The organism is Propionimicrobium lymphophilum DSM 4903 (genome assembly GCF_000423485.1).
Classification (GTDB): Bacteria; Actinomycetota; Actinomycetes; order Propionibacteriales; family Propionibacteriaceae; genus Propionimicrobium; species Propionimicrobium lymphophilum.
The window spans coordinates 283,694-306,317 of the sequence record NZ_KE384026.1 but is presented as its reverse complement, the minus strand read 5'-3'; the positions used below and the strand labels follow the sequence as shown (position 1 = coordinate 306,317).

Sequence of the window (22,624 nt, the reverse complement as noted above, 5' to 3'; positions counted from 1 at the left end):
ATAACGCGGATCGCAATCTTTTAGGAGATTCATTATGGAATCTAAGGTGCAGTTACTAGCTAGAGAGATCGGCTTCGACCGCGAAAAGTACATAAAGCTTCAAACCGAAAAGATCCTTAAGAGAAGGTCGAAGTTTGGTGGCAAACTGTACCTAGAATTTGGCGGCAAGCTATTCGATGATATGCATGCATCTCGGGTTCTCCCGGGATTCACGCCGGATAACAAGATTAAGATGCTCGAGCAGGTCGCCGAAGACGTCGAAATAGTCATCGTCATCAGCGCAAACGATCTTGGGAACAACAAGGTTCGCGCAGACCTCGGAATCTCCTACGAAGAAGACGTGCTCAGGCTAATCGATGCCTTCCGTGGCAAAGGCCTCTACGTGGGTAGCGTGGTGATCAGCCACATAACTCCGGACAATCGTGATGCCAAGACCTTCAAGAGAAAGCTCGAAAGGGCAGGCATCAAGGTATACCGTCATTTCTTGATAAAGGGATACCCCTCAAACGTTGATAAAATCGTAAGTGACGAGGGCTATGGCAAGAACGAGTACATCGAAACAACTCGGAATCTTGTTGTCGTGACAGCTCCTGGCCCCGGTAGCGGCAAAATGGCGACTTGTCTGTCGCAGATCTATCACGACTACAAGCGTGGAATCACTTCTGGCTACGCAAAGTTTGAGACATTTCCGATCTGGAATCTCTCGCTTAACCACCCCGTGAACATGGCCTATGAGGCAGCCACAGCGGATCTCGACGACGTCAACATGATCGACCCGTATCACCTGGCCGCTTACGGCGAACAAGTGGTCAACTACAACAGGGACGTCGAGATTTTCCCTGTGCTGAATAGGCTCTTCGAGAAGATTCTTGGCGCCTCTCCATACAAGTCGCCAACCGACATGGGCGTTAACATGGCGGGCTACTGCATCAGCGATGATCGGGTCTGCCAAGACGCCGCGAAACAGGAGATAATTCGTCGCTACTACAAGACGCTTGTCCAGGAGAGGCAGAACCTCTCTGGCTCTGAGCAGTCCGACAAGATAGCTTTGCTCATGTCCTCCTTGGGCATTAGCGGCATAGACAGGCCGGTCGTGCAACCCGCCCTAGATACGCAAAAACGAACGAAAGGCCCGTCCTCAGCTATCCAGTTGCCAGATGGAAAGATCATTACTGGCAAGACTTCGGAGCTACTTGGTTGCTGCTCTGCGATGCTTCTGGATTCGCTGAAATATCTCGCTGGCATCGATGATTCGGTAAAACTGCTTGCCTCCGAGAATATTGAGCCCATCCAAATGCTTAAAACGCAGCATCTAGGTTCCAAGAACCCTAGGCTGCACACCGACGAGGTCCTGATTGCTCTGGCGGTTAGCGCAAATAGGGACGATAATGCGCGCAGAGCGCTCGATCAGCTCTCTGGACTCAACGGGTGCGATGCACACTCCACGGTTATCCTGGGCAGCGTCGATACGAACATTCTGCGTAACCTCGGAGTACAGATCACCTGCGAGCCGGTTTACCAGTCAAAGTCTTTGTACAAAAAGCACTAGGGTGGACTTACTGCTCGCATCCTGATCGGTGGGGGAGACGCGCTCGTTTGGATGTCTGCTTTCCGTCTGATTCCAGGCATGTTCCAGTTTTGACTCAGATAAGTTCGATGTTCGGCCAATTGGGGCAGTTGGCGTCGGCTGTTGCGTTAGTGAAAATCCTTGCTTACGAAGGCTGGACTTCTTCTTTTCTAACTATCGCGGCAGTAGCTATCGTTGCGATGATTTGTAGCGCAGCGATTATCAAAGATTTTCCGACGGGCCAGGTAACCCGAAGCGACGTTCGACTTTCAAGAGATGATCTACGAATAGTTATACGAAATCCTGGGGCCTGGCTTGGTTTTTTCGTGTACATGTCAGGAGCATAAACATTGCTGATGTTTGCGCTGATGTGGGGATGTAACTATTTGGAGCAAGGTCAAGCAAGGACACCGCAACAGGCAAGTGGCTTATTTACCGTCTTGGTGATTTCAAGCTTAATCGTTAGCCCGATTATCGGTGTTTTTACTTCATGCGTGGGTAATCACCGCAGTGAGCTAGCGCTAATAGGAAACAGCCCCACCAGCTGGCGTGCAGCAATGAGCTGCACGCTACCAGTTATGTGCTTATCAGTCTTAAGGATTTGTGGTGCCAGAGCCAAAGCTCTTTCTGTCAGATGAGTTCTTGCGGAACTCCATTTATCTTCACGTCTACGCTGGCCTCAGGGGATAACTGAATATGCGCCACGAGCGAATTATTACCATTCTCGACCCGGTAGGAAATCCATTCGTTCTGCTTGTCTAAGACACTCAGTTTTCCGTTAGAAAGCCACGTGTTCGCGTTTCTCATCGACGTGCATTTTTTGTAGGTCGAATAGATTCCTTGCTGCTCTCCAGTTACCTCGATGGAATCGGGGAGGGGAGGGCGAAGTGCGTCGTCGGCTGAAAGATCGTCACCCTTGGCTCCGACGTAGCCAACTTCGTCTCCGTAGTAGATGCTCGGGCACCCCGGAAGCGTGAAGAGCAACACCGCGGCCACGTTAGCTAATTCGCCAACTTGGCTAGCGATGCGTGTCACATCATGGTTTCCGATGAAAGTTTGGGGGATGAAACTCTCGCAGAACTGCTGATGGCGCTCTAATGCGTGGGCCAGCTCCCACATATTTGTTTCTTTTAGGCTGCTCCAGATTGCCTTCCAAAGCTCATACTGAGTTAGTGAGTCGATTGTGGTTTCTTCGACGATCTTCGGATAGTCCCCGTGAATCACTTCGCCGATGAATAGCGCGTCTGGATATTCCTTACGTACCTCAGAAAGGGTCTCGCGCCAAAAGTCTGCGGGGACGCTATAGGCGGCATCTAGGCGCCAAGCATCTGCACCCAAAGCTAGCCAATGCTTCATTACAGAGATGATCAGCTCTTTAACCTCGGGGGAGTCGTGGTCCAAAACGGCGAGGTCTAGATTGCCTTCCCAGTGCTGCGGGTTAGGGCCGGCTAGCTTCACTAAGCCATGACCTGCGCTCAGAGACTCGCTAACTAGTTTGTTTTGTACGCCTACGTGGTTGAAAACGCCGTCCAAGCAAATCTTTAGGCCAAGTGTTTTTGCCTCCGAGACGAAAACCTGCCAATCTTTTGCATCTCCGAGCCTGGGGTCTAGTTCGAAGTAATCGAGCGTGTCGTATCCGTGAGCCGTTGATGTGAAGATGGGGCCTAAAAGAATTCCTGAGCAGCCAAGTTCTTTTGCGTAGCTCAACCAGGGAATCAGCTTGAGGAGACGATGTCCTGAATCGTCTCCTTGACGGTCGCGAATGGGAGCGCCAACGGCGCCTAATGGATAAAGGTGCCACCAGGTGGTTTCCGTAAGGATCTGCTGAGCTGTCATCCAAATTCCTTTGTCGTTGGGTCAAACAAGTCTACTTGCAAAGCGACGCCTAGGTTGCTCGTTGATGCCAACTGGAAGTTGGGGAAGAGGTGCTGAAGCTGATTTGCCGGGCAGAACCGGAAAACCACCTTAAAATGACATAATGTACATTATCGGACAAAGATACGTGTTCGCGAAAGCGGTAGATCTACGCCCTTGTGCTGTTGGAATGGAATATAACCCTCACGGTCCCTGTCTCGTCTTTGTACACCTCGGCGTCTACCTCAAAAACCTTTTTGATTATCTGAGGCGTAATAACTTGCTCCGGCGTGCCTGACATCTCCACTCGTCCGTTTATTCTCAGGTCCTCGGCATTGTCTCGCTGGAGGGTCTTCGTGTACGGCTCACGCCCCATAAGGACAATGTCTCGCACCGTAAAATCGAGACTATGTGAATTGTGCTGAGCTAAAAATGCAAGATGCTGTGCAGATTCATTGTAGGACAATTGCGGAACATGAATATTTTTCTGCCGACAAAAGATTAATGGGCCGAGGCGATTACTTTCCTTGGCCCAATAATCCTTCTGATTACCAAGACAAGTGGCAGTACTCAGTAGGTGAAGTCTCGGTCTGCAAAGTTGCGTGCTCGATTGAGTGTTTAGACTGAAGTACCTTTTGCGCCATCTCGAGACTGTCTTGGGGGTCAGCGGAACCATCAATCAAGAGGTGTGCGGTCGCCACGTTCATTCCGCTGGTTAGAGTCCAAACGTGCAGGTCGTGTACTCCTTCGACGCCGGGGACTGTCTCGAGATCAGTAATCACGGATTCGATTGCGATGTCTTCCGGCGCCTGCTGGCCTAGAACAGCCAAGACGTGTTTCCCAAGAATTAGCGCTCTGGCGGCAACGAAAATTCCTATCGCCAAGGCGACAATAACATCCCATAGTCCGTTTCCAGTGAGCTTAATTAATACTCCAGCAAGAATCACTCCGACGCTTCCTGCGGCGTCAGAAATTACTTCCAAATAAGCGCCTTTGACATTCAAGGATTCTTTAGAACCGGAATGTAAAATGAAAATTGAAATCACATTAATAGCCAGGCCGAGAACGCCGACCACCATCATCTGGCCAGTGGCAATTTCTGCGGGATGTCCGATGCGCTGAATGGCTTCCACCACAACGTAAACAGAGACGGCTAGCATCACTAAAACCGTGAACCCGGATGCAAAAACTTCAGCCCTGAATGAGCCGTAAGTTTTCCGCCCCGTTTTATCTGTTCTAGTGGCGATGACTGTTGCTAATAAAGCAACTCCGAGGGTGATTGAATCTGCGCTCATGTGTCCGGCGTCGGAAATTAGAGCTAAAGACCCAGATAAAAATCCGAATACAAATTCGACAATCATGAAAGAAACGACCAGCGAAAATGTTATCGCCAATCGAGTTCTGTATTTGCTTCCTACGTGCCCTTTGGGTACGGAATGAGAATGATTATGATGACCCATTTATCTATTTTCCTTTACGTTTTTTTAAAACTCTAAAAGCCAGAATATAAATAATCAACACGTTAATTAGATTCATTTTCAATATCACTTTTCCGGATCAATAAACCCGTGCTCTGACTTGAAAATTTCAAAACAGCAACTAGTCTCTTTGACCGGATGAGTCATCGACAAAGAAAGGTCTAACCATGTCTCTGATAAATACTGAAATAGTGCCGTTCACGGCGCAGGCCTACCACGCTGGTGAGTGTGAGTTCTGCGAGGTTTCCTCCGATGATCTTGCCGGAAAATGGTCAATTTTCTTCTTCTACCCCGGTGATTTCACATTCGTCTGCCCCACCGAGCTTGGCGATTTGGCGGACCACTATGACGAGTTCAAAAAGCTCGGTGTTGAGATCTACTCCGTTTCCACCGACTCGCACTTCGTGCACAAGGCTTGGCGTGACGACTCTGAAGAGGTCGGCAAGGTGCAGTACTTCATGCTTGGCGATTCCAACGGCGAACTGACCAATAATTTCCAGGTCATGCGCGAAGGCCAGGGCCAGGCAGACCGTGCTACGTTCCTGGTGGACCCGAACGGAGTCATCCAGTACATCGAACAGACTGCCGAGGGCATTGGCCGTAGCGCTTCCGAACTACTGCGCAAGGTTAAGGCTGCTCAGTACGTTTACGCGCACCCGGGCGAAGTCTGCCCGGCCAAGTGGGAGCAAGGTGAAGACACTCTGACCCCAGGCATCGATCTGGTCGGCAAGATCTAGAAGATGACCAAAAAACTTCTAGACAAAAACCTCTCGGCGCAACTTTCGGCTCTCGTCCCCCGGATAGTTCACGACGTTGAATTTGTCGTTTCCTTGGACGAAAGGGAAGCCTCGGCAGAGCTCGAGCTACTTCTTGAAGATGTAGCCTCGCTGTCGAATAAAATTTCCGTTCGCCGTGATGACGAAGCTAATCAGCGCAAGCCTGGGTTTCAGATTAGGCGTGTCAACTCCGAAATAGCCGTCACCTTTGCCGGCATACCGATGGGACACGAGTTCAGCTCGTTTGTTCTGGCTCTTCTACAAGTGGGCGGAAACCCAATTAAAGAAGATCCAGAAGTTATCGAACGGGTTAAAAACTTGCCCGGCGACTTCAACTTCGTGACTTACATGTCGTTGAGTTGTCAGAATTGCCCGACGGTGGTTCAAGCTCTGAACACCATGAGCATCATTAACCCTCGGATCAAGCACACTGCAGTTGAGGGGTCTTTATTCCAAGACGAGATTGATGAGCACAAGATCCTCTCAGTTCCTGCCCTCTATCTTGATGGTGAGCTATTCAGTTCTGGACGGGCGACAATTGAGGATTTCTTGGCGAAATTGGATGAGAACGATTCGACTATTGCCGCGGAGAAGCTCTCTTCTTTGGAGCCCTTCGATGTTCTCGTTGTGGGCCAGGGGCCAGCGGGTGCGTCTGCTGCAATCTATTCGGCTCGTAAAGGGCTCAGGACTGGCATAATCGGCGACCGATTTGGCGGTCAGGTTAACGACACTATGGCAATCGAGAACTACATTTCTCAGCCGTACACTGAAGGCCCGAAGCTGGCTCGAGAACTGCAGGCGCACGTCGCTTCCTACCCGATCGAAATTATCAACTCGCAGACTGCTACAGGCTTGATTCCTGCAGGCACTCCCGACAGTAACCACACCGTTGAGGTGGGAGAAGCGAAGCTTTCGGCAAAGCAGGTGATCCTTGCCACTGGCGCTAATTGGCGTCTGCTGAATGTGCCAGGAGAAGAGGAGTACCGCAATAACGGGGTTACTTTCTGCCCTCATTGCGACGCTCCCCTATTCAAGGGCAAACCGGTCGCGGTAGTTGGAGGAGGAAACTCTGGGATCGAGGCCGCTATCGATATCGCTGTATATGCGAGCCACGTCACGGTCGTCGAGTTCATGCCAGAATGCCGAGCAGACGAGGTTCTTCTCGAAAAGCTAAATGCGCTGCCCAACACATCCGTTGTTACGAATGCTGCCACTAAGGAAATCGCTGGTGACGGCCACCAGGTTACCGGTCTCGTGTATACAGACCGTTCTACCGGCGAACCGAAGAGGATCGACGTCTCTGGCGTTTTCATCCAAATCGGTCTGCTGCCAAACACCGCATGGCTTGCAGAAACTTGTGAGCTGAACAGTAAAAAAGAGATCGTTACGGACGGTTGTGGCAGGACTTCCATCCCCGGCATATATGCTGCTGGTGATTGTGCAGATACTGCATACAAGCAGATTGTTGTCGCCCAATCTTCGGGAGCCACTGCTGCACTAGCAGCTTGGGATGACCTAGTCAGAGCAGGATAGAATAACCGTCGGCCAGAAAATCGACTCTCGAAGAATCGTTGCATAAAACATGAGAGTCGAATTTTCTGGCTGATACGTGTATTCTCAGCCGTAGCGTTTTAAAGAATTCTTTGGAGGATCGATGCGGCGAATGCTCAGCGCGGGATGGGCTATCTCTCGATAGCGTCATGCCGCACGTGTAGCCATGCTTCGTAGGTCCTATCAACAAAGAGTTCAAAGTGATTGAAATATCTAATCTTACAAAGGTTTACCCGGCAGCTAGCCGTGACGAAGAACCCGTAACAGCGCTAGACAACATCTCTCTTACCGTCGATCACGGCAATGTCATGGGCATCATTGGCCCTTCTGGTGCAGGTAAGAGCACGCTGGGCCGCTGCCTAACTCTTCTTACCAAGCCAACTTCCGGAACAATCACTGTTGACGGCATCGTTATGACCTCGCTTCATGGTGCCAAACTCAGAGAAGCTCGTCGTCGTATCGGGGTTATCTTTCAGTCCTTCAATTTGCTTGATTCTCGCAGTGCTCTCGGAAACGTCGAACTGCCACTCCAGCTGTCTGGCGTTGCTAAGGAAGAACGCCGTGACAAGGCGATGGAGATGCTTGAGCGAGTTGGGCTTGCAGATAAGGCGAAAGTTCATCCGGCCCATTTATCAGGTGGCCAGCAACAGCGTGTGGCAATTGCTCGCGCCGTAGTTTCCAGGCCAAGCGTCCTAATCAGTGACGAAGCGACCAGCGCGCTCGACCCTGCGACGACAGACTCAATAATCAAATTGATTCGTGACTTGACCGACGAGTATTCGCTAACCACGATCTTAATTTCCCACCAGATGGAAGTCATAACGAAGGTGGCTGATCAGGTCAGCGAGATCCGAGCTGGAAAGATCGTGACTAAAGGAGGTCTAGCATGACCGGCGAACAAATGCTTAGCCTTCTCGGCCAAGGAACATTAGACACCTTGGTCATGGTCTTGCCGTCGCTAGTTTTGGCGACTTTGCTCGGACTCCCCCTCGGCGTCGGTGCTTACCTGACTGCTCCCGGGTCTCTTCGGCCTAATCTTGTTGTTAACAAGGTGCTCGGCGCAATAATTGACATGGGGCGTTCTCTTCCATTCATCATCATGCTGGTCATCGTCACGCCGTTAACAAAACTGCTGACTGGAACTTCTATTGGACCCATCGCAGCCATAGTTCCTTTGACTATTGCAGCTGCCCCGTTCGTCGCCAGGCTTTTTGAAACTTCGCTACGTGAGGTAGCCAAAGGCAAGATCGACGCGGGCGAAGTCATGGGGGCATCATTGTGGCAGTTGATCTGGCATGTTTTGCTGCCTGAAGCATTGCCCAGCCTGGTCAGCAATGTGACGGTTCTGTATGTGTCTTTGATTAGCTACTCCGCGATGGCCGGCGCAATCGGTGGCGGCGGTCTCGGTGACATCGCCATGCGCTATGGCTACCAGAGAAACGAATGGACGATCACCTATATCGCGGTAGTAATTTTGCTCGTGCTTACCATGGGCATGCAGTGGGTCGGCGATCGATGCGCCCGCGCACTAGCCCACCGCTGACGCTGATCCCCGGCCCTTACCAACCCTCTTCTATGGGCTGGCCATGAAGTTTTATATCTTCTTAGACTTATTTTTGAAAGGAACTCGAAATGAAAATCAACAAACTAATTGCAGCAGGTTCGGTAATCGTTCTTGCATTAGCGGGATGCTCCTCTTCTGGCGACGCAGAAGAAAAAGAATTCCCCACTAACGCCGAAGGCCTAACCACTCTGGTTGTCGGCGCCACTCCTACCCCGCACGGAGAAATTCTCCAGCACATCATCGACACCCAGGCAAAGGACGCGGGGCTGGACATCCAAATCAAGGAGTTCAACGACTACGTTCAGCCTAATGCTGCTTTGTCCGACGGTTCTATCGATGCTAACTACTTCCAGCACAAGCCCTACCTAGATGAGGACTCAAAAAAGAAGGGCTACGATCTGACCTCGCTGGCAGCCGTGCACTTAGAGCCGCTGGGCGCCTACTCGCAGAAGGTCAAGAGCCTTAAAGATCTACCGGAAGGCGCTAAGGTTGGCGTACCGAACGATCCCACAAACGAGGCGCGCGCACTAAAGCTTCTGGTTAACGAGGGCGTAATCGAGTTGAAGGATCCGGAGGACCTGAACGCAACTCCGATCGACATCACTTCCAACCCCAAGAACATCGAAATCGTAGAGCTCGAGGCTCCGCAGGTTGCCCGTTCGCTTGGCGATCTTGACGCAGCCATTATCAACTCTAACTTCGCGCTGATCAATGGCCTAGATCCCGTAAATGGTACCATCGCGACCGAAAAGGTCGAGGGCAACCCTTATGCAAACATTCTCGTCGTTCGCACCAAGGACAAGGACAACGAGAAACTCCTCAAGCTCAAGGATCTGCTCTGCAGCACTGACACCCAAAATTGGACCAAGGACAAGTACCAAGGCACCGTGGTACCTGCTTGCTAATTTGTGATAGCTAATATTTTGGTGGTTAGCCCCAGCTGGGGCTAACCACCATTATTTTTTGTTAGATTTTTTTAATGGACACCTACGTAGTTCCGGCAAAGATGAAACATCGGCCAGTCGAGGTTGAGATAAAACGTTCTCGATTCATTGGTTTTGTGGCTCGAGTAGAAGACGAAGAAGACGCCAGGCAATTCCTCTCTAATATCCGCAACGAGCATCCACAGGCCAGGCACGTTTGCCATGCTTTCGTGATCGGAGCAGATAGGCGAACCCAGCGATTCAGCGATGACGGAGAACCATCCGGAACCGCAGGAACGCCCATCTTAGAAGCGATAACTCATCGTCAAACTAGTGAGGGGAAGACGGAGCTATCCGATGTGGCAGTGGCGGTCGTGAGATATTTTGGTGGAATCAAATTGGGCGCGGGTGGGCTCGTCCAGGCTTATTCGGATTCCACCGCAAGAGCGCTTGATTCTGCGAAATTGGTGAAGCGGGCGAAACTAGGCATCGTCAGTTTGACCGTTCCTTACGAGGATGCAGGAAGACTCGAAACAGATCTGAGAAACAACTTCACTTTGCGGCAAACCCAATATGGTGCCTCCGGTGCGATCCTGACCATCTGCTATCCCTCTGGAACTTACGAAAAACTTCAAACCAAGATTGCGGAGCTCTCAGCGGGTAAAGCCATGCTCGAAAAACAGGGTTTCGAATGGGTGGAATACGAAAAATAAAAGTCTGGCTCGAGAATTCTCGAGCCAGACTTTAATTTGACCAGCTTAGAGGTTGATCATGTGTCCTTCGATGCCCTCCGCGGCTTCCTTCATGGCTTCGGAAAGAGTCGGGTGAGCGTGGATCACGCGCGCAATCTCTGCGGTAGTCAGATCCCACTGCTGAGCTAGCTGGAATTCTGGAAGAAGTTCGGTGACGTCGGGTCCGATCATCGTCAGACCCAGAATTTCGTTGTAGGTGCCATCTGCGATCACCTTGACGAAACCAGTAGCCTCCCCCAGGCCCCATGCCTTGCCGTTGGCACTGAACGGGAATTTAGACACCTTGACGTCGTAGCCGAGTTCTTTAGCCTGCTCCTCTGAGTAACCGAACGTGCCGATCTGCGGCTGACAGTAGGTTGCCCTCGGAATCATGGCGTAATTAACCGGCATGGTGTCGTGACCGGCGATAGTTTCGGCAGCGACGACGCCCTGCGCTTCCGCAGTGTGCGCGAGCATGATCTTTGCAGTCACGTCACCGATCGCGTAGACCCCGTCGACGTTCGTGCGGCAGTAGTCGTCGATATCGATTGCGCCACGTTCGGTTAGCTTTACACCAGTGTTCTCAAGTCCGTAGCCCTGAGTGCGAGGAGCGAAGCCCATAGCCTGCAGCATCTTATCTGCCTCAAGCACCTGCGGCTCGCCACCTCCAGCGGGTTCTACAGTTACTCGGACACCAGAACCCATGTCCTCTACAGTCTTTACCGCGGTGCTGGTCAGAACCTTAATACCTAGCTTCTTGTAAGCCTTAAGCAGCTCCGCGGATACTTCTTTATCTTCGGTCGGAACCATGCGATCGAGAAACTCGACGATAGTCACGTCCACTCCGTAGTTGGCCAGAACATAGGCGAACTCGGTGCCAATTGCACCAGAACCACCGATGATGATCGAGCCGGGAAGTTCCCTAGCGAGGATCAACTCTTCGAAGGTAAAGACGTTCTGGGATTTGCTGGTGCCGGGAAGTATCTTCGCGGTTGCGCCTGCTGCAATGATCACGTTGTCTGCAGTAACGGTCTGCGTCGATCCGTCTTCGGCCGTAACATTGATCGTTTTCGCGTCGGAGAAAACACCAGTTCCGTGGATTTCAGTGATCTTGTTCTTCTTCATCAAGAAGTGAATGCCGTTGGTCATCCGTTCAGAAACAGACCGACTGCGATCGAAAGCAACGCCGTAATCCATAGTTACGTCGCCGTTGATTCCGAAAACGTCCTTCTTAGTGCGCAGAATGTTATAGATTTCTGCGTTACGGAGCAGTGATTTTGTGGGAATGCACCCGACGTTGAGGCAGACACCGCCCCACCACTGCTTTTCGATAATTGCGGTCTTCTTGCCTAGCTGCGCGGCGCGGATTGCTGCTACATAGCCACCTGGGCCGGCGCCTAGCACAACTACATCGTAGTGAGAGCTCATGGAATCAACTCTAGAACAAATGACCGCTGATGACAGAGGGAGTTGTTAAATATCTTATATGAGTTAAACTGGCACAATGACTAACGACTTTTCGGGTGAAGCATCTCCGGCCAACGTCGGACGTCTGATTCGGGACGCTCGTAAACAGCGCGGCCTTACCCAGTCTCAACTTTCCAAGGTTCTAGGTACCAGCCAGTCTGCAATTCATCGCATCGAGTCTGGTCACCAGAACCTGTCTCTAGACTTGATAAATCGGATCGCGAATGCATTGGAATCCCAAATAATTGTTTCCGGTGATCGCGGCACTATGAACTTCAGGATTACCGGTCAGAGAAATCTCTCTGGCGAGATCATGGTTCGTTCCTCCAAGAACGCTGCGGTCTCCTTGCTGTGCGCAAGCTTGCTGAATAAAGGAACAACCGTTCTGCGCGGCATAGCACACATCGAGGAAGTCAATCGTCTCCTTGAGGTGCTAGACAGCATTGGCGTCGATGCACAGTGGTCCGAAGATCGTAAGGATCTGACCATCAAGCGTCCGGATGTCTTAGATCTTGACAACATGAATGAAGAAGCTGCTCGAAGGACCCGCAGCATCATCATGTTCATGGGCCCGCTGATGCATTTCGCTAAGGAATTCAAGCTCCCCTATGCGGGTGGTTGCAACCTGGGCAACAGAACGGTCCAGCCTCACATGCAAGCGCTGAGGGCATTAGGGCTGGATATTGTTGCGACTGAGGGCGCCTACAGGGCAAGCGTTAAACCGGTTAATAACAAGTCTCGCAGCATCGTTCTGACTGAGCGCGGAGACACCGTAACAGAAAATGCGCTCATGGCTGCCGCTATGACTCCGGGCGTGACCACAATCCGCAACGCTTCTCCTAACTATATGGTTCAGGACTTGTGCGTATTTCTGCAGATGGTCGGCGTAAAAATCGAAGGTATCGGGTCTACGACTCTTCACGTAACCGGCGTTGACGAGATAAACAAAAACGTCGAATACGTCATTTCCGAAGATCCGATTGAAGCGATGAGCCTCATCACGGCCGGCATAGTTACTAAATCTGAGATCACCGTCACCAGGGCGCCGATCGAATTTCTGGAGATCGAGCTCGCTGTTCTAGAAGCGATGAACCAGAAGTACACGATTAGTCCCGAGTATTTCTCAGGAAATGGCTACACGCGGCTCGTCGACATTACGGTACACCCTAGCGAGCTAACTGCCGCGGTCGATAAGATTCATCCGATGCCATTCCCAGGGCTGAATATCGATAACCTGCCGTTCTTCACCGTGATTGCGGCGATGGCAAACGGCAGCACGTTGATTCACGACTGGGTATACGAGACTCGATCAATTCATTTGCTCGAGTTGGCGAAGCTTGGCGCAAACGTTCACCTTCTAGACACACACAGGTTGAACGTTACAGGGCCCACGCGTTGGCGTTCGCGAGACATGTTCTGCCCGCCAGCCTTGCGTCCAGCAGTCTGCATCATGATTGCCATGCTCGCGGCTAGCGGCACGTCGACACTAAGAGATGTTTACGTGATCAACCGCGGCTACGAAGACCTGCCGCACAGGCTGAACGCCCTGGGCGCTGAAGTCGAGATCTTCCATGAGTAATCACTAAATCGCAGTGGCCTCGAAGCGTATGCTCGGGGCCACTATTTCGTTCTGAGCCTGAACCAAAGCCAACTGTCGGCCCGAAGTGTTCCGGAGTATCCCATATACAGCTGAAGCGGTATGGGAAAGCGCTGCAGATAGATCGTCGCCGTTTTGCAATCGTGCTAAAAGAATCGCAGTAGTTACGTCCCCGCAACCAGAAAACTTTCTGTTTAGCTTGGGAGTGCTAACCATCCACTGGCCGCTCGCATCTACCGCGATCATTCTTGCGTCTTTAGTTCCGCCAGCAGAAGTTACTACGACCGCCTCTGGCCCGAGCGCCAGAAGAGATCTAGCTGCATTAACCACTTCGGATACAGACTGCGGTTTGGTGTTCGTCATGGTGCCAAGCTCAAATAAATTTGGAGTCAGGACATTGAACTTTTCTACATTCCGGCAGAAAAAGTCTTTGACCTCGGACTTGCAATAGAAACCTGTGTCTAGATCCCCCATCACAGGGTCAACGCAAAGAAATGCTTTCGGGTTATACCTGTGTACTTTTTCTATCGTTTCTAATACGGCATTACCCATCTCCGCTGTTCCAAGGTAACCAGACAATACTGCGTTCACCGATGCTAAAACACCTATCTCGTCGAGTCCCGAAACTATGTCAGTGATTTGGGCGGCATCTAGAACCATGCCATGGACGCTTGGGTAAGAGGTGTCATTAGAAAAAACCACTGTTGGGATCTGAATCACCTCAAATCCGAGCCGCTGTAACGGGAAGACTGCGGATGAATTGCCTGCGTGTCCGTATGAAACAAGCGATTGGACGGAGAGGATCATGACTAAATTTTAGCTGCCTGTAGATGACGAGGGAACATACGGTAGCTGCGGCTAAAGTTGTTTACATGGCATTCTTTGAATCCTTTGTAGCTATGGCGCATCGGGGTGGATATGTGGATCCCGCTGATAAAGATAGAGAGAATTCTCTGTTCGCCTTCAACGCCGCAGTAGAACTAGGTTTTAAATATCTGGAAACCGATGTTCATGCCACCAGAGACGGGAAACTTATCGCTTTTCACGATGATCGTCTTGATCGCGTCACTGACCGTCATGGGTTTGTCGCAAAGCTTCCATTCAGAGAAGTGAGAAAGGCAAAGATAGCGGGAATCGACCAGATTCCGACCCTAGATGAAGTTCTAGAGGCTTTCCCAAAGACAAGGTTCAACATTGACATAAAGGCTCCCCAAGCAATTTGGCCGCTAGCGGAGACCCTTAAGAAGCACAATGCCCGAAACCGAGTATGCGTTGCTTCGTTCAGCCAGCGAAGACTCAACAGGTTCAAGAGGCTGATGCCTGACGTGGCGACTTCGTTTAGCACGCTGGCTGTTGTCTGGAACGGCTTCGTGCCTATTTTGCCTAAGCTCCTAAGCTTTAAGGGTGAGGCTTTCCAGGTTCCGGTAAGCCAGTACGTGGCCGGAATGGACATAACGGTCACAAGCAAGAGGCTCGTAGAAACAGCCAAGAGGGCTAACAAGATGGTCCACGTCTGGACGATCAACGATGCAGATATGATTAGGAAGCTGATTGATTTAGGCGTTAATGGAATTATTTCCGATAGGCCAGATTTGTTGAAACAAATCGCAATTGAAAAGGGCGTTTGGCGCGCCTAGGCAAGATATGGAAGAAAAAGCCGTTCTACGGCGTTAAATGACTTGACGGATGTTTTTATTAGGAGGCAGGACGGATGTCAGATCGCGCATTACGCGGAATGGGTTTGGGCGCTAAGAGTTTCGAAGACGAAGAGGGCGTTGAGTTCGCCAGCCGACAGGTGCTTGGTTTTATATGCAAGAACGACCACGAATTTGAGATTACTTTTTCAGTAGAGGCCGACCTCCCCGCAGAATGGGAATGCCCCCGCTGCGGCGAAATTGCCTTACGCACGGATGGCACTAAACCCGAAGAGAAGAAGACGAAACCTGTTCGTACTCACTGGGACATGCTACGGGAACGCAGAAGCATCCCTGAGCTAGAAGAACTGCTCCAAGAACGTCTTGAAGCGGTCCGAAACGAATTCCACTATTAAAAATATTGGCCACAGGTTCAAACCTGAACTGTGGCCAATATTTGTACTCATTTTATTTGTTAAATAGATGAGTTAGCTGATTCCAGCGGCGTTTAGCGCCCCAACCAGCGGTTTTTATTAGTGCCTCTAGGATGATGTTTCCGCTCATCTTGGAGTCTCCAAATTCGCGATCGGGGAAATAGATAGGCACCTCTGACACCTTGCCCCCAGCAGCTATAACGCGACGAGTCATGTCGACCTGGAAGGTATAGCCCTTGGACTCAATCGAGTCCAAATCGATTTTGCGCAGGATGCTTGACCTGAAGGCGTTGTATCCACCTGTAGAGTCTCTGACTGGCAGATCCATGGCCATCTGGACCCAAATATTTGCAGCCCGACTAAGTAATTCCCTGGACTTTGTCTGGAAAGTAGAGCCGCCCTTAACCCACCGCGAACCTTTGACCATGTCTGCGTCTTTGAGCGCCTCCAGAATGTTCGAAAGCAGCTCGGGCTGGTGTGAGCCGTCGGCATCCATTTCGACGATCACGTCGTAGTCGTGACCCAGAGCCCACTTAAAACCAGCGATGTAGGCAGCACTTAATCCGTCTTTGGATTTCCTGTGCATTACGTGGACATTCTCGTCCTCGGAGGCTAGCCGATCAGCGATCTGGCCTGTGCCATCGGGAGAATTGTCATCAGCGATGAGGGCATGCGCACTCGGCACAGCTGAACGCAGCCTAGCTATGATGGCCTCGATATTTTCGGCCTCATTGTAGGTAGGGATAATAACCAATACGCTTTTTAATTCATCGGCACAGTCAGTCATGAAAATTGATTTTAGTATGACGAGGACGCCTTTTTACCACTGTTGCCCCAATAGACAGCAAAGTCACAGTTAGGCATAGGTAATCGACTACTTTTCCTACGTAAACCGCAGGAGTCTTCACCGTTCCAATCGGAACCTTATAAATTCTTGAAGCTGATGTTGCCTCTTCGGTTCGATCGATGACCCGGCCATGCTCGTCTATATGTCCAGAGAACGAACTGGTAGTAGACACGACGATTGGCTGTGCCAGTTCCATTGCCCTAACCCTGGTTATTTGAAACTGCTGCTTTGGTTGAAAAGTGCCTGTGTATGTCGAATTGTTCGATTGAACGACAATCAGCTGTGCGTCGTTTTTTGCTAGATCGTAGATGGTGTCATCGAATGCGAGCTCGAAACAAATGATCGTTCCGACTTTTAGCGGTTTTTCGTTTATAAAAACGTCTAGGACTCCTGGCTGGGAGCCTTCGACAGTTTGTCTACCAACCATTTTGGCCATCGGAACCAACTTGAACACCAAGTCTTTAAACGGCGTGTACTCGCCGAATGGAACAGCGTTTCTCTTGTCGTGCCTGCCGATTATGGCCCCGTCAGCGTCATACCAGAGGCTCGTGGTTTGCCTCTCGTCTTCTCCGGGGCCCTCCATCACGGCACCCATGAAAAGAGGACTCTGACCCAGCTCGATGGTCTTTTGAACCATCTGTTCGGTTTTAACGTCGACTGTTGGATCGTGGTCAGAAGAGTTCTCAGGCCACAAAATAAAGTCTATTGGGATGTTCTCGGAACGTGCTTTCGCCAGCAACAAAACGGTCTCGGAAAAATGATTGTTGGTTACGGATCTTGCGTATCCAAGAGCCCTTGGGCCAGCAGAACCAGCTACGTCGCCCTGGACCATCCCTACAGATACCTGCTGTTCCCCGTCCTTAGAGGGAATGAACGTTTGGCCTATCACACCAGCAACGAAGATAGCTGATACCGGAATAAGCCAAAGGACAGACCGGTGCTTTCCCAGGGCTAGCTTAGAAACCATCGCAGCCAGACAAGAGGCGCAAAAAGCGATCAGATAGCCGATCCCTGAGGCAGCTAGCAGCCAGAGAAGACCGCCAATGGGTTGATCAGGCGAGGTGAAAGCTAATCGAACCCAGCCGAATCCACCGAGCGGGAAGCGCGACCAGCAGAATTCCATCGCGACCCAAGCTGCCGGCACCAGCAGTGGCCATATCTTAAAGCGTTGAATCTTGTTTTGGACTATGCCGTAAATCGCTGTGTAGAGGCTTAGCACCGCCACGAGCGCCACGCCTATCCATATACCCATGACAGATACGTAAGAAACCGTCACACCGAATAGGCCTATCCCGAAGGAATAGCCTGCTAGAGCGCTCATGCGGCCAGAACAACGAATAGTAAAAACCATGAAAGCAGCGAGCCCGGCTATCGTCATCGGCCAGATGCCGAATGGGACGAAACCAAGACTTGCGATTAGCCCGAAACAAAACCCAAATAAGGCAGTTACGAGCACTCTCAAGGTTCTCACGATCAAGAGCCGATTCGCTCGAGAACGTATATCGCAGAACCAGCACGCAGATTCGGGAAAACGCTACCTAAGGGAAGAATCTTTCCGCTTTCTGCAAGTGGTACTCGCCCTGCTACTCTCAAGTGGGCCACTTCGAATAGAGGGGGCATGTCCACCAAAGTTGAGTGGTGAAGGTTAGGGGTTTCGTACCAATTGAACGGAAGATCCTTAGACTGAGGCATGTGACCACTCAGCAGCCTTGTGCGGTTACGCCAAAAACCGAAATTAGGCATGGTGACGATCAAACGAGGAGCGATCTTTCGCATCTGCTTCAGTGCGATATCAGGTCTACGTATCGCCTGCAGAGTTCGGCTTAAGACCACATAGTCGTATGAATCCGGGGCAAACAGATCCAGCTGCGTATCAATATCGAGGTCCAGCACCGGAACCCCAGATTCCATCGCCTTAAGTACGGAGCCGGGCTCGTGCTCGACGCCAGTACCGCTGCAGGCCCTATTCGTGAATAGCCAACGCAGTAATTCCCCTTCCCCGCAGCCCAAGTCGAGGACGTGGGACCCGAGCGGAATCCGGTTAGCGACCTGGTAGAGATCGTTCCTCACGCGCGACATTTTGCACCTCGATTCCTATCTTCCCACTGTGATGTGGAGCCGTGATCAGCCTCTACGAAAGCCTTGACGGTGCTCAAATAAGGCTTGATATCAAGCAAGAATGAATCGTGGCCCCAGGGCGAAGCGATTTCTCGGAAGTTTACGGGGACCTGCGCGCCTAGCAATTTTTGAACTATCCACAGGCTCTGCTGCGTGCTGAAACGCCAGTCTGTGCTGAAGCTTAGAACCAAGAAATTTACTGGGCTAGCGTGCAATTTTTTGGTCGCCTTCGAATCGCTGAAGGGATCGAAATAATCCATTACGCGAGTCAGATATAGATAGCTGAGCGCATCAAAACGAGTCAGAAACGAAGTGCCCTGGTAATCCAGGTAGCTTTCGACGGCAAAGTCGATTCCGAACCCTGGCTCGCGGTCTTCGAACTGAGGACGCCTGCCGAACTTTTCTTGGAATCCTACTTCCGAAGTGTAGGTGATGTGCGCCATCATCCTAGCGATGGCCAGACCGACATCTGGATTCTTACCGTGCGAAACAAACTCCCCGTCGTCGAAATTTTCGTCGCGCATAATCGCTTCGCGGCCTACGGCAGAAAAAGCGATGTTTTGAGCTGTGAGTCTGCTGGACGTGGCAGCGAGCACGGCGTTGCTCATTTCTTCGGGATAATCCAGCGCCCAAGCCAATACCTGCATTCCGCCGAGAGACCCGCCTACCGCCGCGTGGAGACGTTCGATGCCCAGATGTTTCAGCAATGCCCTGTGGGCCTTAACGAAGTCCCGCATGTCTAGTAGCGGGAAATCGAGCCCCCAGGGATTTCCGGTATCTGGGTTGATAGAACTTGGGCCAGTGCTGCCCTGGCATCCGCCTAAAAGATTGGAACAGATGACAAACCAGCGATCTGTGTCGATCGCTTTACCAGGGCCTATCAGGGTATTCCACCAGCCCGCATGCTTGTCGCCATCTTGCCAACCCGCAGCGTGAGCTTCACCCGTCAATGCGTGGCAAATATATACGGCGTTGTCTCGGTTTTCGTTCAGTTCGCCATAGGTTTCGTAAGCGATCTCAACTTCATTCAGCCGTTCCCCACCTTCCAAAATTAGTGGGTTATCGGCATCGAACAGCTTTACCTTCTGGACACCAGATATCCGAAGCCGCTCATTTAGTTTTTGTTTTTCTTCACTCAGCATCGTCACTAATTTATTTTGATTTCTTATCTGAAGGGTACAAGACAGCTACTGCTATGGCAGAAACCGTCACCGCAGCTCCACAACCGATTAGCGCCCAGCTCATACCTTCAACGAATCCTGCTTTGGCGAGGTAAATTATTTTCTCCCCAAGCGGACCAGTGAAATGATCTGCTGCGTTGACGGCACCGGCGTATGAGTCCAGCACGGCTTGTTTCCATTCGCCAAGTTGCTCAAAGATAGAACTGTTCGCCACGGTGTTTTGATACCTGGTTGAAAGCAGTGCGCCACCGAAAGCGACGCCCATCGCGCTACCAACCTGCATCAGCGAACTGTTGGTCGCAGAACCAACGCCCGATGCCCATTGCGGTAGAGCGTCCATAACGGCCTGGGTTGCTGCAGGGTTGAGCAATCCAGCACCGATACCGAACGCTAGCGCACCGATCAGCATGTGTGAATAAGTGGATTCAACAGTGACGAAGCTCATCCAGAAGAAACCGGACGCTACAAATACCAGACCAATTAAAACAGTGTTTTTCAGCTTCAGCGATGAAATTAGTTTCGGCGCTGAGAACACTCCTATTCCTAGAGCCACTGCTACGGGCAAGATCCTGATTCCCGATTCAAGAGGATCGTATGCCAAGTTGAATTGCAGGTATTGAGTCAGGATGAAAAGCGCCGCTGATCCCCCACCTGTGACAAGGCCAGCGACCGAAACCGCGACGGAAAACCTTCGATTTTTGAACAACGATAGATCCAGAATCGGTTCCGAGAAGTTAGCTTCCCAAGAAACGAAGCCGATCATCAAAGCTAATCCGAAAATTGCAGAAATAATGATCGGAGCCGAAAACAGCCCAAATCCTGGCGCGGAAATAACAGTCCAGCAAACAAGCGCAAGAGCGATAGTCGACAGTAAGGCGCCAACGATGTCTATCCCCTTCAAGCTGCTATCAGGTTTGAAATGCTGCAGCACGAATGGCCCGGCGATCACGATTATCAAGGCCACAGGAACGTTGATAAAGAAAATGGAGCCCCAAGAGAAATGTTCTAAAAGAATGCCGGATAGCAGTGGACCAGCGGCTCCCCCGGCAGCGTTTGCGCCAGACCAAATAGCGAATGCGAGAGTACGCTCTTTCGGCTCGTGGAATATCGCAGATACCAACGCCAGGGTGGAAGGAGTAAGAAGCGCTGCTCCTATGCCCATTAGTGCCCTGAATACGATTAGCAGCTCAACGTTGGGGGCTAAGCCTGCAAGCAATGAAAATAAACCGAAAACACCGGCACCCGTTAAGAATGTCTTAGTCCTGCCCCAGCGATCTACGAATGCTCCTGCCACGAGCAAAAGTCCGGCAAAAGTGACTTGGTAAGAATCAACCGTCCATTGAAGCTGCCCTGTGCTTGCCTGAAGCTCTTTAGCTAGCGTTGGCAAAGCAACATTGAGGATCGTGTTGTCCAGGCTCGCCATAAAAAGAGCCAAGCTGAGCACGCCTAAGGCGAGCCAGCGTCGAGCAAAATGCTTGTTATCTTGCTCTTCTATGGGAGACGCAGGACTAGTCATGTTTTCGAGCGTAACGGCAATACAAAAAAATAGATGTCTAACACTCTTGAATCGCCGAAAGCTACTACCGTTTTGGCTATGGCCAAGCTGAAAGTTGTCCTAGGGGATATAACAAAACAGCATGTCGATGCAATCGTGAACGCCGCAAACAATTCGATGCGCGGCGGAGGCGGCGTCGATGGAGCAATTCATCGCGCTGGCGGTCCGGAAATTCTCAAAGACTGCATAGCTCGATTCCCCAACGGACTTGCAACCGGAGACGCAGGATATACGGTCGCAGGTAAGCTGCCTTGCCAGTGGGTCATTCACACGGTTGGCCCAAATTATCGAGCAGGTCAGACCGATCGAGAGCTCCTAGAATCTTGCTACAAGCGTTCATTGAACATTGCGGACGAACTAGCAGTTGCCACGATAGCCTTCCCGCTAATTAGCGCAGGTGTCTACGGTTGGCCTAAAGAAGATGCGGCAAGATGTGCCGTAGACTCCTGCCACGACACCGAAACTAATGTTGAAGAAATACTCTTCGTCGCCTTCGATGAAAAGACGTTTGCACTTCTTGAAAAACTGGTTTAGAAAACCGTGGCTCGATTGAAGAAAATCTTCTCCTGCTAAAGGAAATAGGCACTCTAAAACGCTCGGTAGGCTATTGCCATGTCAGTTTCGGAGTTAACTGTAGCGACTCAAGATTATCTAAAAGCTATTTGGTCGCTTCAAGAGTGGGCTGACAAGCCAGTAACGCTGACTGCGCTGTCTAGAAGAGTCGCGGTAGCGAAATCTACAGCTTCAGATGCGATCAAAAAACTGGCGGAGGCTGGGCTCGTAGCGCACAATCCGTACGGGGCGATTGAGCTTACTAATGAGGGAACCAAGAACGCCCTTGCTATGGTTCGCAGACACAGAATATTAGAGCTGTACCTAGTTGAAGAGCTCGGATATCAGTGGGATCAGGTAGATGCCGAAGCCGAGAAACTGGAACACGCGGTTAGTGACTTCTTAATAGAGAAAATGGACGAAAAGCTTGGTCACCCGACGCGCGATCCCCATGGTGATCCGATTCCGTCTTCGACTGGAAAGATAAATAAGCCTGACGCATTACCCCTTTGTGAAGCCAAGACAGGTTCGTACCGGGTCGAGAGAATCAGCGACTTCGATCCCGGACTGCTCAGATACCTGGATTCAAACGGGATAGATGTTCTATCAAGCTTCGAGCTTTTAGAGACTAACCCTTACAGCGGTTCATTCGATCTGCTATTCAAGGACGGCAGGAAAGTCGAGTTGAGTGAAAAAGCTGCTAACTATTTGTGGGTAAGCAAAATTAATTAATTACTTGCCCATTGAGATAGTTATTATCTTGTTTCGCGGCTGGTTACCATGATGGATGAAGCT

At 51.0% G+C, this 22,624-nt stretch carries 21 protein-coding genes; 12 read left to right on the top strand and 9 right to left on the bottom strand.

Annotation, left to right across the window (positions count from 1 at the left end; genetic code table 11):
- The first annotated feature begins 34 nt into the window (after positions 1-34).
- A complete protein-coding gene (locus G556_RS0108900) occupies positions 35-1,549 on the top strand; it encodes a DUF1846 domain-containing protein (protein WP_028822527.1) in 1,515 nt (504 codons plus the stop codon).
- A 648-nt stretch (positions 1,550-2,197) separates the two neighbouring features.
- On the opposite strand, the gene G556_RS0108890 is transcribed toward G556_RS0108900, so the two are convergent.
- Together G556_RS0108890 and G556_RS0108880 are read right to left on the bottom strand one after the other, a co-directional pair.
- The gene (locus G556_RS0108890) at positions 2,198-3,403 is read right to left on the bottom strand and encodes an alpha-amylase family glycosyl hydrolase (protein ID WP_028822525.1); all 1,206 of its coding nucleotides are present in this window, start codon (positions 3,401-3,403) and stop codon (positions 2,198-2,200) included.
- 566 nt (positions 3,404-3,969) lie between these two features.
- Entirely contained in the window at positions 3,970-4,881 is a 912-nt protein-coding gene (locus G556_RS0108880; RefSeq protein WP_028822523.1) for a cation diffusion facilitator family transporter, read from the bottom strand.
- A gap of 185 nt (positions 4,882-5,066) precedes the next feature.
- Between G556_RS0108880 and ahpC the strand changes: the two genes are divergently transcribed.
- The 6 genes from ahpC to G556_RS10795 all read left to right on the top strand — a co-directional run bounded on the left by ahpC (position 5,067) and on the right by G556_RS10795 (position 10,426).
- Positions 5,067-5,636 carry an alkyl hydroperoxide reductase subunit C gene (gene ahpC / locus G556_RS0108875; RefSeq protein ID WP_028822522.1) on the top strand — a complete coding sequence of 190 codons (570 nt, stop codon included), beginning with the start codon at positions 5,067-5,069 and terminating at the stop codon, positions 5,634-5,636.
- Positions 5,637-5,639: 3 nt separating this feature from the next.
- Entirely contained in the window at positions 5,640-7,208 is a 1,569-nt protein-coding gene (ahpF, locus tag G556_RS0108870; protein WP_028822521.1) for an alkyl hydroperoxide reductase subunit F, read from the top strand.
- Positions 7,209-7,426: 218 nt separating this feature from the next.
- Positions 7,427-8,116 carry a methionine ABC transporter ATP-binding protein gene (locus G556_RS10800; RefSeq protein WP_051176819.1) on the top strand — a complete coding sequence of 230 codons (690 nt, stop codon included), beginning with the start codon at positions 7,427-7,429 and terminating at the stop codon, positions 8,114-8,116.
- Entirely contained in the window at positions 8,113-8,769 is a 657-nt protein-coding gene (locus tag G556_RS0108860) for a methionine ABC transporter permease (protein WP_028822520.1), read from the top strand. The genes G556_RS10800 and G556_RS0108860 overlap by 4 nt, the downstream gene beginning before the upstream one ends.
- A gap of 89 nt (positions 8,770-8,858) precedes the next feature.
- Positions 8,859-9,695, top strand: coding sequence for a MetQ/NlpA family ABC transporter substrate-binding protein (locus tag G556_RS0108855; protein WP_028822519.1), 837 nt, complete (start codon positions 8,859-8,861; stop codon positions 9,693-9,695).
- 74 nt (positions 9,696-9,769) lie between these two features.
- Positions 9,770-10,426: a YigZ family protein gene (locus G556_RS10795; RefSeq protein WP_036916266.1), complete on the top strand. Its 657-nt coding sequence runs from the start codon at positions 9,770-9,772 to the stop codon at positions 10,424-10,426.
- Between the two features lie 45 nt (positions 10,427-10,471).
- On the opposite strand, the gene lpdA is transcribed toward G556_RS10795, so the two are convergent.
- Positions 10,472-11,872 carry a dihydrolipoyl dehydrogenase gene (gene lpdA, locus G556_RS0108845; protein WP_028822518.1) on the bottom strand — a complete coding sequence of 467 codons (1,401 nt, stop codon included), beginning with the start codon at positions 11,870-11,872 and terminating at the stop codon, positions 10,472-10,474.
- Positions 11,873-11,948: 76 nt separating this feature from the next.
- Here lpdA and G556_RS0108840 point away from each other — a divergent pair, with 76 nt between their 5' ends.
- Positions 11,949-13,490, top strand: a complete 1,542-nt coding sequence (locus G556_RS0108840; protein WP_036916264.1) for a helix-turn-helix domain-containing protein — start codon at positions 11,949-11,951, stop codon at positions 13,488-13,490.
- A gap of 3 nt (positions 13,491-13,493) precedes the next feature.
- Here the strand turns inward: G556_RS0108840 and pdxY are convergent, their stop codons facing one another.
- Entirely contained in the window at positions 13,494-14,315 is an 822-nt protein-coding gene (pdxY, locus tag G556_RS0108835) for a pyridoxal kinase (RefSeq protein ID WP_028822516.1), read from the bottom strand.
- Positions 14,316-14,338: 23 nt separating this feature from the next.
- Here pdxY and G556_RS0108830 point away from each other — a divergent pair, with 23 nt between their 5' ends.
- Positions 14,339-15,145 (top strand): glycerophosphodiester phosphodiesterase family protein, encoded by an 807-nt coding sequence (locus G556_RS0108830; protein WP_028822515.1) that lies wholly within the window; start codon positions 14,339-14,341, stop codon positions 15,143-15,145.
- A gap of 74 nt (positions 15,146-15,219) precedes the next feature.
- Positions 15,220-15,558, top strand: coding sequence for an RNA polymerase-binding protein RbpA (locus G556_RS0108825; RefSeq protein WP_016456141.1), 339 nt, complete (start codon positions 15,220-15,222; stop codon positions 15,556-15,558).
- Between the two features lie 52 nt (positions 15,559-15,610).
- Here the strand turns inward: G556_RS0108825 and G556_RS10790 are convergent, their stop codons facing one another.
- The 5 genes from G556_RS10790 to G556_RS0108800 are packed head-to-tail and all read right to left on the bottom strand — an operon-like array spanning position 15,611 to position 21,238.
- Positions 15,611-16,363, bottom strand: a complete 753-nt coding sequence (locus G556_RS10790; RefSeq protein ID WP_036916263.1) for a polyprenol monophosphomannose synthase — start codon at positions 16,361-16,363, stop codon at positions 15,611-15,613.
- Positions 16,356-17,894, bottom strand: coding sequence for an apolipoprotein N-acyltransferase (gene lnt / locus G556_RS0108815; RefSeq protein ID WP_155941793.1), 1,539 nt, complete (start codon positions 17,892-17,894; stop codon positions 16,356-16,358). The genes G556_RS10790 and lnt overlap by 8 nt, the downstream gene beginning before the upstream one ends.
- Before the next feature lie 2 nt (positions 17,895-17,896).
- On the bottom strand, positions 17,897-18,502 hold the full coding sequence (metW, locus tag G556_RS0108810; RefSeq protein WP_028822513.1) for a methionine biosynthesis protein MetW: 606 nt from the start codon (positions 18,500-18,502) through the stop codon (positions 17,897-17,899).
- Positions 18,490-19,683, bottom strand: a complete 1,194-nt coding sequence (gene metX / locus G556_RS0108805; protein WP_028822512.1) for a homoserine O-acetyltransferase MetX — start codon at positions 19,681-19,683, stop codon at positions 18,490-18,492. The genes metW and metX overlap by 13 nt, the downstream gene beginning before the upstream one ends.
- Positions 19,684-19,693: 10 nt before the next feature.
- The gene (locus G556_RS0108800) at positions 19,694-21,238 is read right to left on the bottom strand and encodes an MFS transporter (protein WP_051176816.1); all 1,545 of its coding nucleotides are present in this window, start codon (positions 21,236-21,238) and stop codon (positions 19,694-19,696) included.
- A 78-nt stretch (positions 21,239-21,316) separates the two neighbouring features.
- Here G556_RS0108800 and G556_RS0108795 point away from each other — a divergent pair, with 78 nt between their 5' ends.
- Together G556_RS0108795 and G556_RS0108790 are read left to right on the top strand one after the other, a co-directional pair.
- Complete coding sequence (locus tag G556_RS0108795) at positions 21,317-21,811, top strand: O-acetyl-ADP-ribose deacetylase (protein WP_028822510.1); 495 nt, start codon at positions 21,317-21,319, stop codon at positions 21,809-21,811.
- Between the two features lie 78 nt (positions 21,812-21,889).
- Positions 21,890-22,561 (top strand): metal-dependent transcriptional regulator, encoded by a 672-nt coding sequence (locus G556_RS0108790; RefSeq protein ID WP_028822509.1) that lies wholly within the window; start codon positions 21,890-21,892, stop codon positions 22,559-22,561.
- Positions 22,562-22,624: the final 63 nt, after the last annotated feature.

Excerpts from the sequence above, each read along its gene's own strand:
- G556_RS0108900 (WP_028822527.1), top strand. The coding sequence starts at position 35 with ATGGAATCTAAGGTGCAGTTACTAGCTAGAGAGATCGGCTTCGACCGC.
- G556_RS0108890 (WP_028822525.1), bottom strand. The coding sequence starts at position 3,403 with ATGACAGCTCAGCAGATCCTTACGGAAACCACCTGGTGGCACCTTTAT.
- G556_RS0108880 (WP_028822523.1), bottom strand. The coding sequence starts at position 4,881 with ATGGGTCATCATAATCATTCTCATTCCGTACCCAAAGGGCACGTAGGA.
- ahpC (WP_028822522.1), top strand. The coding sequence starts at position 5,067 with ATGTCTCTGATAAATACTGAAATAGTGCCGTTCACGGCGCAGGCCTAC.
- ahpF (WP_028822521.1), top strand. The coding sequence starts at position 5,640 with ATGACCAAAAAACTTCTAGACAAAAACCTCTCGGCGCAACTTTCGGCT.
- G556_RS0108860 (WP_028822520.1), top strand. The coding sequence starts at position 8,113 with ATGACCGGCGAACAAATGCTTAGCCTTCTCGGCCAAGGAACATTAGAC.
- G556_RS0108855 (WP_028822519.1), top strand. The coding sequence starts at position 8,859 with ATGAAAATCAACAAACTAATTGCAGCAGGTTCGGTAATCGTTCTTGCA.
- G556_RS10795 (WP_036916266.1), top strand. The coding sequence starts at position 9,770 with ATGGACACCTACGTAGTTCCGGCAAAGATGAAACATCGGCCAGTCGAG.
- lpdA (WP_028822518.1), bottom strand. The coding sequence starts at position 11,872 with ATGAGCTCTCACTACGATGTAGTTGTGCTAGGCGCCGGCCCAGGTGGC.
- G556_RS0108840 (WP_036916264.1), top strand. The coding sequence starts at position 11,949 with ATGACTAACGACTTTTCGGGTGAAGCATCTCCGGCCAACGTCGGACGT.
- pdxY (WP_028822516.1), bottom strand. The coding sequence starts at position 14,315 with ATGATCCTCTCCGTCCAATCGCTTGTTTCATACGGACACGCAGGCAAT.
- G556_RS0108830 (WP_028822515.1), top strand. The coding sequence starts at position 14,339 with ATGACGAGGGAACATACGGTAGCTGCGGCTAAAGTTGTTTACATGGCA.
- G556_RS0108825 (WP_016456141.1), top strand. The coding sequence starts at position 15,220 with ATGTCAGATCGCGCATTACGCGGAATGGGTTTGGGCGCTAAGAGTTTC.
- G556_RS10790 (WP_036916263.1), bottom strand. The coding sequence starts at position 16,363 with ATGACTGACTGTGCCGATGAATTAAAAAGCGTATTGGTTATTATCCCT.
- metW (WP_028822513.1), bottom strand. The coding sequence starts at position 18,502 with ATGTCGCGCGTGAGGAACGATCTCTACCAGGTCGCTAACCGGATTCCG.
- metX (WP_028822512.1), bottom strand. The coding sequence starts at position 19,683 with ATGCTGAGTGAAGAAAAACAAAAACTAAATGAGCGGCTTCGGATATCT.
- G556_RS0108800 (WP_051176816.1), bottom strand. The coding sequence starts at position 21,238 with ATGACTAGTCCTGCGTCTCCCATAGAAGAGCAAGATAACAAGCATTTT.
- G556_RS0108795 (WP_028822510.1), top strand. The coding sequence starts at position 21,317 with ATGGCCAAGCTGAAAGTTGTCCTAGGGGATATAACAAAACAGCATGTC.
- G556_RS0108790 (WP_028822509.1), top strand. The coding sequence starts at position 21,890 with ATGTCAGTTTCGGAGTTAACTGTAGCGACTCAAGATTATCTAAAAGCT.